The sequence below is a fragment of the Mesorhizobium sp. CNPSo 4688 genome, assembly GCF_057784295.1.
This window is the reverse complement of the sequence record NZ_JBWLUY010000007.1, coordinates 374,909-385,967: the sequence shown is the minus strand read 5'-3', so window position 1 is coordinate 385,967 and position 11,059 is coordinate 374,909. Positions and strand designations below refer to the sequence as shown.

11 protein-coding genes and 1 tRNA gene are annotated in these 11,059 nt (G+C 61.0%); 7 read left to right on the top strand and 5 right to left on the bottom strand.

Annotated elements, in window-relative coordinates; translation table 11 throughout:
• From glmS to AC04SH_RS15950, 4 genes are all read left to right on the top strand, one after another.
• On the top strand, positions 1-1,586 hold a 1,586-nt coding region (glmS, locus tag AC04SH_RS15965; protein ID WP_488575726.1), incomplete at its 5' end, for a glutamine--fructose-6-phosphate transaminase (isomerizing).
• A gap of 5 nt (positions 1,587-1,591) precedes the next feature.
• Entirely contained in the window at positions 1,592-1,795 is a 204-nt protein-coding gene (locus AC04SH_RS15960; RefSeq protein WP_488575725.1) for a hypothetical protein, read from the top strand.
• Between the two features lie 147 nt (positions 1,796-1,942).
• The gene (locus AC04SH_RS15955) at positions 1,943-3,109 is read left to right on the top strand and encodes a hypothetical protein (protein ID WP_488575724.1); all 1,167 of its coding nucleotides are present in this window, start codon (positions 1,943-1,945) and stop codon (positions 3,107-3,109) included.
• 40 nt (positions 3,110-3,149) lie between these two features.
• Entirely contained in the window at positions 3,150-3,848 is a 699-nt protein-coding gene (locus AC04SH_RS15950) for a hypothetical protein (RefSeq protein ID WP_488575723.1), read from the top strand.
• A gap of 147 nt (positions 3,849-3,995) precedes the next feature.
• Here the strand turns inward: AC04SH_RS15950 and AC04SH_RS15945 are convergent, their stop codons facing one another.
• Positions 3,996-4,307 (bottom strand): hypothetical protein, encoded by a 312-nt coding sequence (locus AC04SH_RS15945; RefSeq protein ID WP_488575722.1) that lies wholly within the window; start codon positions 4,305-4,307, stop codon positions 3,996-3,998.
• 1,380 nt (positions 4,308-5,687) lie between these two features.
• Positions 5,688-5,764: transfer RNA gene (locus AC04SH_RS15940), tRNA-Met, on the bottom strand.
• 364 nt (positions 5,765-6,128) lie between these two features.
• Between AC04SH_RS15940 and AC04SH_RS15935 the strand changes: the two genes are divergently transcribed.
• On the top strand, positions 6,129-7,088 hold the full coding sequence (locus tag AC04SH_RS15935; RefSeq protein WP_477238749.1) for a Gfo/Idh/MocA family protein: 960 nt from the start codon (positions 6,129-6,131) through the stop codon (positions 7,086-7,088).
• 53 nt (positions 7,089-7,141) lie between these two features.
• Here AC04SH_RS15935 and mnmA read toward each other — a convergent pair whose 3' ends face one another.
• On the bottom strand, positions 7,142-8,332 hold the full coding sequence (gene mnmA / locus AC04SH_RS15930; protein ID WP_142869579.1) for a tRNA 2-thiouridine(34) synthase MnmA: 1,191 nt from the start codon (positions 8,330-8,332) through the stop codon (positions 7,142-7,144).
• A 251-nt stretch (positions 8,333-8,583) separates the two neighbouring features.
• Here mnmA and sciP point away from each other — a divergent pair, with 251 nt between their 5' ends.
• The gene (gene sciP, locus AC04SH_RS15925; RefSeq protein ID WP_013529904.1) at positions 8,584-8,859 is read left to right on the top strand and encodes a CtrA inhibitor SciP; all 276 of its coding nucleotides are present in this window, start codon (positions 8,584-8,586) and stop codon (positions 8,857-8,859) included.
• Between the two features lie 63 nt (positions 8,860-8,922).
• On the opposite strand, the gene AC04SH_RS15920 is transcribed toward sciP, so the two are convergent.
• Positions 8,923-9,852 carry an NADP-dependent oxidoreductase gene (locus tag AC04SH_RS15920; protein ID WP_488575721.1) on the bottom strand — a complete coding sequence of 310 codons (930 nt, stop codon included), beginning with the start codon at positions 9,850-9,852 and terminating at the stop codon, positions 8,923-8,925.
• Positions 9,853-9,943: 91 nt separating this feature from the next.
• On the opposite strand from AC04SH_RS15920, the gene AC04SH_RS15915 reads away from it, so the two are divergent.
• Positions 9,944-10,345 carry a winged helix-turn-helix transcriptional regulator gene (locus AC04SH_RS15915; protein ID WP_488575720.1) on the top strand — a complete coding sequence of 134 codons (402 nt, stop codon included), beginning with the start codon at positions 9,944-9,946 and terminating at the stop codon, positions 10,343-10,345.
• Positions 10,346-10,448: 103 nt separating this feature from the next.
• On the opposite strand, the gene AC04SH_RS15910 is transcribed toward AC04SH_RS15915, so the two are convergent.
• Positions 10,449-10,826, bottom strand: coding sequence for a flagellar export protein FliJ (locus AC04SH_RS15910; protein WP_142869582.1), 378 nt, complete (start codon positions 10,824-10,826; stop codon positions 10,449-10,451).
• Between the last annotated feature and the right edge of the window lie 233 nt (positions 10,827-11,059).

Genomic DNA, 11,059 nt, shown 5'->3' with positions numbered 1-11,059 from the left:
TGAAACGGCTGGAATACCGCGGCTATGACTCGGCCGGCGTCGCCACCGTCGAGAAAGGCGCGCTCGGCCGCCGCCGCGCCGAAGGCAAGCTGATCAACCTCGAACGCCGGCTGAAAGACGAGCCGCTCGATGGCACGATCGGCATCGGCCACACGCGCTGGGCGACGCATGGCGTGCCCAACGAGACAAACGCGCATCCGCATTTTTCCGACGGCGTCGCCATCGTCCACAACGGCATCATCGAGAATTTCGCCGAACTGCGCGACGAGCTGATCCGCGACGGCTATTCGTTTTCCTCGCAGACCGACACCGAGGTGGTGGCGCATCTGGTGGCGCGGGAACTGACCAAAGGGCTGAAGCCGGTCGAGGCCGCGCATCAGGCGCTGAAGCGGCTGGAAGGCGCCTTTGCGCTGGCCATCATGTTCACGGGCGACGAGGACCTGATCGTCGGCGCCCGCAATGGCCCGCCACTGGCCGTCGGCCATGGCGACGGCGAGATGTTTTTGGGCTCCGACGCCATTGCGCTCGCGCCCTTCACCAATTCCATCACCTATCTCGAAGACGGCGACTGGGCGGTGGTGCGCCGCAACGGCGTCAGCATCTTCGACATCGATGGCAAAAAAGTCGACCGCAAGCGCCAGCAGTCGCTGTCGACCAGCTTCATGGTCGACAAGGGCAACCGCCGCCATTTCATGGAAAAGGAAATCCATGAACAGCCGGAAGTGATCTCGCACACGCTGGCGCATTATGTCGATTTCGTCTCCGGCGTGTCGAAGCCGCTCGACCTGCCGTTCGACTTCGCCAAGATTGGCCGGTTGGCGATCTCGGCCTGCGGCACCGCCTATCTCGCCGGCCTGATCTCAAAATACTGGTTCGAGCGCTATGCGCGGCTGCCGGTCGACATCGATGTCGCCTCGGAATTCCGCTACCGCGAAATGCCGCTGTCGGCGGATGACGCCGCCTTCTTCATCTCGCAATCGGGCGAGACCGCCGACACGCTTGCCTCGCTGCGCTATTGCCGCAAGGCCGGTATGAAGATCGGCGCCGTCGTCAATGTGCGCGAATCGACCATGGCGCGCGAATCCGATGTCGTGCTGCCGACGCTGGCCGGGCCGGAGATCGGCGTCGCCTCGACCAAGGCTTTCACCTGCCAGCTGTCGGTGCTGGCGTCGCTGGCGGTGCGCGCCGGCGTGGCCCGCGGCACGATCTCCAAGGACGAGGAAAGGACGCTGGTGCGCGCGCTTTCGGAAGCGCCGCGCTACGCCAACCAGGTGCTGAAGCTCGAAGAGCAGATCGAGCGCATCGCGCGCGAAATCTCGCGCTACAAGGACGTGCTCTATCTCGGCCGCGACACCAACTTCCCGCTGGCCATGGAAGGCGCGCTGAAGCTCAAGGAAATCTCCTACATCCACGCCGAGGGTTACGCCGCCGGCGAGCTGACGATCATCCTGCCCGACGTGCCGGAAATCATCTCGCCGATCATCTACGCGCTGCCGATCCAGATGCTGGCCTATTACGCCGCCGTCTTCATGGGCACCGACGTCGACCAGCCGCGCAATCTGGCGAAATCGGTGACGGTGGAGTAGTACGCATGGCTAATCGTCTCCGCCCAGAAGAGGTGGCCAATGAGTCGGCAATTGGGACGAGGCCCTCGCGATCGAAGCTGCATTTTTCGTCGATCACAGGTAAATGGGTCAGTTGCGCTCTTGAGGTTTTCATCGTCGCGATGATCAGCCTTTTGCTGGCCAGCGCCATCGGCCTGATGGTCCCCATTTTGTTCATAGGTCGAGCCTAGCGAGCACGAGGAATGTCCTTCGTCCGTTCGAACGAAGACAAGTAAGGAGATAGGGATAAAATTCGTCTCACGCGGCATTTAGCGCCGTGGCCCGCAGTAAGTGGAAAATACAATGGCGGTGAGGGCCGTGGTTGATGAGTTTCAGCGATGGTCTATGCGCAGAATACCAAATCGATGCGTCTCCGCTATGACTTCACTTTCATTAATCGACGCCTATTGATTTTATCCCGAGGGAGACGCAGGGCATCGCGCGACGCTATGTCTCTTTTCGTCCCGCTAACCCTCATTCTGCTGGTTGCATCTCCAGCGTACAGTCAGTTGGCCCCGGAAGCGTCAACAGTCGGCACAGCTAACGACAACTCGTCGATCGTGGTTTTGGACCACACCGATTTCGAGAAAGAACCGGGCAGCACGCAAACGGGCGCGTCGGGATCCCCTGCATCCAGTGCGGTCCTCGGTGAAGCGCAGGCATCCAAGGATGCACACACCTCGCTCGACGAGAATGTGGAAGGGTTGCGCCGCGAGTTGGCCACAGCACGAGCGGAGCTCGCCAAGCAAGCTCAGGCCTTAAAAGCACAGCAGCAAACAGACGAAGCGCTCTCGCACAGTTTGGAGACGGCGCAACGTGTTATCGAGAATCTCCGGGCGGCAGCCACTCTCTCTGAAAGCGCGGACAACAGCGTGCCAGGAGCCAACCCCTCCATGGAAGCCTCCGAGGCTCCTGCAAAGCAAGCGCTTGAGGACGAGCGCCAGAAGGTTGCGCTCTTGAAGCAACAACTTTCCACGGCTTATCAAACGATCGATGCTCTCAAGACAGGTGCAAATCTGGCCGCAGTCGAGCAGGCCAGCGTCGCAAAGGGCCGCCAAGTGGCCGAAGCCGCTTCCAAGCAGGCTGGGGAAGCACTCAAACTGGAACGCGAACGAGCAGATTCAGCCACAGGTGAGCTCGACTCTGTTCGGAAGGAACGCGATGCGTTGAGGCAGCAATCGACTGTGTTGAGTGCGGCGCTGGACCAGGAGCGTGAAAGGTCTAACGGTTTGGCCCGCAGCCTCAGTGCCGCGCGTGAGACAATTGACATCTTCAAGGATAAGCGTCGCATTACAGCATTGCAGCGCGCGCCGAAAGTACGCGCCCCAGCGGGTGAGCTTGCAGCTAAATTACCGCGCTCAGGGGCAACCCGTAAACCGCGCTCACAGGAGAAACAGAAGGAAAAGGGCCAGGATCCATCGCAATCGGAGGTGCTGGCTACCATCGATCTTCCCGAGGCGTTGCTCCCAACGCGCCCCCCGAAAAAGCGCGGCCTGGGCCAGTGAGGACTAGGGAGCGAAATGTATGCCGCACGGGAGCATGACAATGAAAAATTGCGTCGTGGCCGCATTGATGACCGGAATGGCGGTCGGGCCTGCCTCGGCTTTTGACACCGGTGTCGGCGGCATCGGACTCAGCGCAGGGGTGAGCGGCGGTAGGCAAGGCACATCAGTGGGGGTGGGCGCGAACGTCGGCGGTCTCGGGATCGGTGCTGGAGTGAGCGCTGGTGCGCAAGGCACGTCTGTGGGGGTAAGCACGAGCGTCGACGGTGCGGGCGGAGCAAACGTTGGAGCTTCGGTTGGCGCAGGTGTCGGCGTCGGCGATGACGTGTCCGCCGAAAACCAATCGGCTACCACTGCCGGTAGTCCGGCCGCAGTCTCGGCAGCGACTGCCAAGACCACCAGAAAGTCGATGGTTCTGCCGCCTGTCCTAAGGCCTTCCAAATCAGGGCGGGGCTTCACCAAGGGGTATCCCTTTGGATTTCTGGGACCACTGGAAGCGATTCCCGGGACGCCAGTTGCGGTCGTGCAAGCCTGCCGCTCGGCGGTCATGTCGGCTGCCAAGCCGCTTGGGGCCATCCGTGTCCGCGCGGCAAGCGCGGGTGCCCTGCGTCAACGCCGCGGTGCAATCTCGGCGCCGATCAACGTGCGAGTGGACTACGCAAGGCAAGGTGGCATCGAAGTCCGGCAGGCAAAGGTCAATTGCAGGCTCGACAGAGCAGGCAGGGTCACCGGAATAAAATAGACCCATGGCCTGTAAGGGCCACCACACAACGTTTTGCGGGTCGTTCGGCAGGGCGCGCGGCGCCACGCTTGGCGATGACCATGCCCCAAGTCCGATTTTTGGGAACCCGCCGCTTGATTAGACCTGGTGAACCTGAAGCCGCTTCTATCACTGATCATCCAATTCGTTGAAACCGCATGCTTTGCAGCGGTACGCATGGTTCGGCTCCTCTTCGCGACGGAGCATCCTGACTGTGCCGCGTTCCACCCAACAGATTGGGCACGAGAAATTGCCTCCGTAGCGCGGCCGGTACACTCTCAGGCGCCCGTCCGCGAGATCCGCGGCCTTCAGTCGTTCGGACATCTCGGCCAGGTTTTTGTAGGCTTCGGCGATTTGGGTTCGCAGGGATTCTCGGTCGTTCGCTTGGGCGAGCGCTTGTTCCTTCGCGCGAAGAGTGAGTTTTTTGGCAAACCGCTCCATCATTCGCTGCCTGATCTACCTTGTCCCGGATTGGAGATAGGGGTTGCTCGAAACAGGACGATAGGCCGTAAGGACTAGTTGACCCAATGTGAGCTTCAGCTAATTTTATCTACGACGAGAATTCAAACCCCTCGTCAGCCTTTGATGAAATTCTCGCCCGCGGGCTCAAGCCGGCGGGCTTTTTTCATGTCTGTATGTCCTTGCTGACCTCATCGAGCATCTTCAGCGCAGCACTTTTTTCTGCAGGCAGCACCAGCAAAGCGCGTTTATGAAAAGCCGAACCTGGACAAGAAGGGCAGGCTGACAGCTGTCACGGCTTCACCGCAGGCTTCTCCGGCAGTGCCGGCACAGCCGACGCCAACCTAAGGTATTGTTGAGTAACGCAAAGTCTGCTGTCGATTGCCCTTCCTCGCGCACTGGCGGATTGGACTATGATAGGCGCATGCTCTGCATCTTTTGTTCGAAAAGCGCGAGCTTGGTCAAATAACCGATCCTAATCTTCGCGTCGCATCGGTCGCAGTTGAAGGTAGATATCACCTTCACCCAAGAGCCCTTCTTCACCATTACATGGGAGCAGTTGGGGCATCGAAATTCGAGGTACTCGTCCATCATTTCTTCGGAAATAGGCATGTGCCACTCCCCTCAGCGATTTACTGAAACTAAGCGGTGGCGGCCTTCCAGCCGAGCCACGAATGCGCGGCTCGAACCTTAACCTTGGGCAAAGGTTCCATCGCCCAGCTTCGGTCCTAAGGTGCAATAGACCAAAGTCCCAATATGCTTGTCGGAAGTCATTTAAGAGGCGGCCCTCGGTCGCCGTGACCTCCGAGCAGGAAGGCAGGTTATCACTCTCCCCACTGCGTGGGAACATTCCGTAAAAGACGTACAATCTAGATCTCGTTGACCTTTTTGAAATACGGCGCGCTCCGTTACCGGGAACGATTTCATGACGACTTTCCGATGCCGTGATAATCTAAAACGGTCGTCCGGCGGCCGTTTCGAGATCGAATCCTTCGGTTTGGCTCTTGCAGAGGGCCAGCGAAGACGGCCCGGCATTGCCGGGTTCGGTTATAGCACGCTCGATCGACGATTAACGTCCCTTCATCGCCGGTCTTTGTCCCGCCGCCCTTCTTTTGTCGAAAGGCGACAGGACACTTTGGGACCTAGCTTGGCGGGTTCTCACGTGCCGGCGCCAGCCCTGCCAGAGGAATTACGGTTGGCGATTCCCAATCCGCAGAGGCGTGCGGGATTTGATCGAAACCACAACTGTGTTCCAAGACCCGTCGAGGATCGGCGGATTCGAAGTCGAGATCACGGGGCGTCTAACGGCACTGCTCGGTGAGAATGCCTTTCCCAACGGCGTCAAAGGAGTGTGGGGAATGGTGGTAGCGGGAGAGGGACTTGAACCCCCGACCCCAGGATTATGATTCCCGTGCTCTAACCAACTGAGCTACCCCGCCAGGGCGGCGAAAGGCCCGAAATCCACCTTAAATCGCAAGGCAGTTCGAGGCGTTCGCCAAGGTCGCGCGGATATAAGGTTGGGATGGCGAGCCTGTCAAGCATCGATGCGTCAGGCGCGCCGGCATATTGTCGCCCGAGAAAAGCTTTGCCGGGCAGACATCTGAGGCCAGAGCCTGTTCCATCCCGATGCAGTCGGGATGGGGCTCTAGTCTTTTGTTTGAGCATGGTCTCTGGACAAAACAGGTTCCCCGTTTGTCCGTGAAAACCGGTTCCCACTTTTCGGGACCATGCTCTTGTCGCCGGGGTTGAGTTCGGCGGGGCACGTCGCTATGTCTCGGCCAAGAAATCTAGAGTTTGAAGCTGATGAAGCCGCGCATTGCAGTCCTCGGTTGCGGATACTGGGGCAGCAACCACATCCGCACCCTCAAGGCGCTTGGCGCGCTGCATGCGGTTTCCGATGCCAATCGGGCGCGGGCCGAAGGTTTTGCCAGCGAGCAGGACTGCCTGGCGATCGAGCCGGATCAGCTGTTCGTGCGCGACGATATCGACGCCATCGTCATGGCGCTGCCGCCGCAATTCCATGCCGATCTCGCCGTACGCGCCGCTGAAGCCGGCAAGGATGTGCTGGTGGAAAAGCCGATTGCGCTGACGGTGCCTGATGCCGAACGCGCGGTGCAGGCGGCTAAGGATAATGGCCGCGTGTTCATGGTCGGTCATGTCTTGCGCTTCCATCCCGCCTTCGAGACGCTGAAGGCGCTGATCGACAATGGCGAGCTCGGTGAAGTCCGCTACATCCATTCGCACCGGCTCGGCCTCGGCAAATTCCACACTGAGAACGACGCGCTGTGGGATCTGGCGCCGCACGATCTGTCGATGATCCTGGCCATCACCGGGACCGAGCCGATCGAGGTGCGAGGCGAGGGGGCGGCACTGCTCGACAACCTCAGCGACTTCGCGCATCTGCATATGCGCTTCCCCAATGGATTGCGCAGCCATCTCTTCGCCTCGCGGCTCAACCCTTACCGCGAGCGGCGGCTGACCGTTGTCGGCACCAAGGCGATGGCGGTGTTCGACGATGTCGAGCCGTGGGAGCGCAAGCTTGCCGTCTACCGCCACGCAGTGTGGCAGGACAGCGGCCAGTGGGCCTTCACCACCAACGAACCATCCTATGTCGCGGTCGGCCAGGGCATGCCGCTGACGCGCGAACTAGAGCATTTCATCCAGTGCATCGAGACGCGCGCCGAGCCGCGCACCAGCGGCGAGGAAGCCATCAGGGTGCTGCGCATCCTGACGGCAGGCACGGTCACACACACCAAATCCTGAGACCGTTTGGAAATTCTACTCCGGCGGCCAACGGTCTCCGAGAAAAGTAGTGTTTACTCGGCGGGAACCTGCGCCGGCCGGGCGGCAAGCCGCGTCAGCATGGCTTCGGCCTCGGCGCCGCGCTCCGAACGCTCGATGAAGCCGCCACCGAAGACGCGGGCCTCGTTGCCGTCATCGGAATAGAGCACGCAGGCCTGTCCGGGCGCGATGCCGGACTCGCCGTCGACCAGTTCCACAAAGGTGCTGCCGGCGCGGTGATGCAGTACGGCCGGGCGCGGCGGCCGCGTCGAGCGGACCTTGGCGAACAGCTCCATGCCGGCGGCCGGGATGTCTGACAGCGCGCCATCGCCCAGCCAGTTCATGTTGCGCAGGTAGATCTTGTGCGTCTCCAGCGCCTCGCGCGGGCCGACAATGACGCGGGCCCGGTCGGCGTCGAGATGGACGACGTAGAGCGGCTCGCCCGACGCAATGCCGATGCCGCGGCGCTGGCCGATCGTGTAGCGCAATATGCCGTCATGGCGGCCAAGCACGCGGCCGTCGATATGAACGATATCGCCCGGGTTGGCGGCAGCCGGCTTCAGCTTGGCGATGATATCGGAATACTTGCCCTGCGGCACGAAGCAGATGTCCTGGCTGTCCTGCTTGGCGGCGACGGTCAGCCCCATCTCTTCGGCAATGGCGCGCACCGCGGGCTTCGACAGGCCGCCGAGCGGAAAGCGCAGATAGTCGATCTGCGCCTGCGTGGTGGCAAACAGGAAATAGCTCTGGTCGCGGTCTGCATCAACCGGCCGGAACAGCGCGCGGTGGGCGCCATTGGCGCCGGAGCGGATATAGTGGCCGGTGGCGAGCGCGTCGGCGCCAAGGTCCTTGGCGGTCGCCAGCAGATCCGCGAACTTCACCGTCTGATTGCAGGACACGCAGGGGATCGGCGTTTCGCCGGCGACATAGCTCTCGGCGAACGGATCGATCACCGCCTTGCGGAAGCGCTCTTCATAGTCGAGCACGTAATGCGGGATGCCCAATGTCTCGGAAACGCGGCGGGCGTCGTCAATATCCTGGCCGGCGCAGCACGAGCCGGCCCGATGCGTTGCCGCGCCATGGTCGTAGAGCTGCAGCGTGACGCCGACGACATCATAGCCTTCGCGCTTCAAAAGGCCTGCGACGACGGACGAATCGACACCGCCCGACATGGCGACGACGACGCGGGTGTTTTGCGGGCTGGCGGGAAGATCGAGGCTGTTCATGGTTCTTTCGTTCTGCGCGGCGCTTCAATGGCGCGAATATAGGTCAACCACATCAGCGGCGCCAGCTTTGCGGGGGCGCCGATTTCACGGGAAAATTGCGTGTCTCCCGGCCGTTCACTCAAATGCCGACGAAAAGACTAACGCGGCGTTCATGATCCTTACCTAGTCATTAGGGTTCGCTTAGGCAATTTTTAAAGCTGTGGCGGTAATGTGGTGGGGATTGGGTCTTTGAGTTTTTTGTAGAGAGTACGATGACCGATCTTGTTAGACCGCGAGTCAAATATGTTATCGGGCCTGACGGCAGCCCTCTTACGATTGCCGATCTGCCGCCGACGAATACACGTCGCTGGGTTATCCGGCGTAAGGCGGAAGTGGTTGCTGCGGTTCGCGGCGGGCTTTTGAGCCTCGACGAGGCATGCCAGCGCTACAAGCTGACCACCGAGGAATTCCTGTCCTGGCAAGCGTCGATCGACGAATACGGCCTTGCCGGACTGCGCACGACGCGCATTCAGCAATACCGGCACTAGAGCCAGGATCTCAACAGAAAAGGGCGCGGTAACCGCGCCCTTTTGCCTGTCGTAAGGCCTGCTTCAGACCGTCAGCACCACCTTGCCGATCGGCCTGGTGGCGAGAAAGGCGTGCGCCGCACCCGCCTGTTCGAGCGGAAAGCTCTTTGCCACATGGACGGCGAGATTTCCCGCGTCGACCAGTTTGCCAAGCTCAACGAGGCCTTCCCGATCAGGCACCACAGACATGCGCTCGACGCGGATGTTTCGCGCCGCAGCCTTGGCCCGGGTGGTGTCGTGGACGTTGAGCAGCGACACCAGGACGCCGCCGTCCTTCAGGACCGTCAGCGATTGGTCGGCATGGTCGCCGCCCATTGGGTCCAGAATCACATCGAGGTCGCGGACCTCAGCGGTGAAATCGCCCTTGGTGTAGTCGATGACCTCATCGGCGCCGAGCGAGCGGACGAAATCAAGTTTTCCCGGGCTGGCGGTGGCGATGACATAGGCGCCGCGCGCCTTGGCGATCTGCACCGCCAGATGCCCGACGCCTCCGGCCGCGGCATGGATGAGCACGCGCTGGCCGGGCTTCAGGCCACCATGGCGGACAAGGCCTTGCCAGGCGGTCAGGCCGGCCAGCGGCAGCGCGCCGGCGTGATCGTGATCGAGGATTCGCGGCTTTGGCGCGATTTCATCGGCCGGGGTGACAGCGAGTTCCGCATAGGCCGCGGCCTGCTTGGGGAAATGCGGCATGCCGAACACGGCGTCACCGACCTTGAGGCCACCGTTGACGCCAGGGCCTAGCGCCTCGACGGTGCCTGAAATATCCCAGCCGAGGGTGAAGGGCGGTTCGCCCAGCAATGGATAATTGCCGGCGCGTACCGAGCCATCGACCGGATTGATGCCGGCTGCGTGCACGCGGACCAACACTTCGCCCGATTTGGGCGAGGGGGCGGGACGATCGGTGATGACGAGGACGTCGGGTCCGCCGACGGAATTCTGGATAACGGCACGCATGGCAAGCTCCTGCTTGGGTTCATATGCCACTATCATTTGGATAGTAATATTCTCTTGTCTAGTATGTACCTTTTCTATATATAGGTACCTCATGGATAGTGATAATGATTGCGGCGGCTATGATGCCTTCCAGCGGACGTGCCCTTCGCACGCCGTGCTCGAAATGCTGGCCAGCAAATGGGTCTATCTGGTGGTTTGCGCATTGCGCCGCGGCCGGATGCGCAATGGCGAACTGGCGCGCAGGCTGGAAGGCATCACGCCCAAAATGCTGACGCAGACGCTGCGCATTCTCGAGCGGGACGGGTTGGTGCGGCGCGAAATCTTTCCGGTGATCCCGCCGCGGGTCGAATATGAATTGACGGAACTTGGCCAGAACCTGGCGGGGCTGCTCACCCAGATACGGTCCTGGTCGGAAGAGCATGTGCCCGACATCAAGGAAGCGCGGGCAAGGGCAGCGGCGAACCAGGAAGCGGAGTTACCGGCACAGGCGTGAGGCTGCGGCCGCCTTGCGGCCAGATCAGCAGCGCCAGAGCCCTTTGGCGCGGCTACACTCAAGGCGCGGCGTCAGTTGCTGCCGGCTGGATCAGATACAGTCTTCAGCCGATCATGGCGCTGCGGCCGCCGAGTTCCGCATCGCGGATCTTGGTGTCGCGCGATTCCAGCATCTCGGCCTTGGAAAGCTCCGCTTCAGCTTCGCCGAGTAATGATTCGGCAGCGCTTCGCTGCTGGGCGAGGTCGCTTTGCGAGTTTCTGAGGTTGTCGCGGCGCAGACGCGCCGCTTTGGCGAAAGTTGGATAGGCAAAATGACTGATGTCGGTGATGCCCGCCTTCTTTTCTTCGGCGGTGATCTGAAGCTCCAGTTCAACAGCCATGCGCTCGAACTCGGCGATCATCGTGTCGAGCTGCAGCAGCTGCCGCCGCTTCTCATTCACCTGAAACTGCTTCAGCCGAACGAGGTTTTCACGTGACTTCATGATTCGGTACTCCCGCAAACGCACACCTGCACATATCGTCCAATCCGCTCGCCAGGGCCTGGCGACACCCGTATCCACCGGCATTCCCCGAACTATGGGAAACAAATTCCTAAAGTTTTTTGCCGGCGGTAACCATTCGTTTACGGGCATTGTTAATCATAAGGGCGAGGACTTAAGGCCGGGTAAAAATTCCGGCTCCCGATACGGAAGCCGGCCAGCGAGTCCCTTGAGTC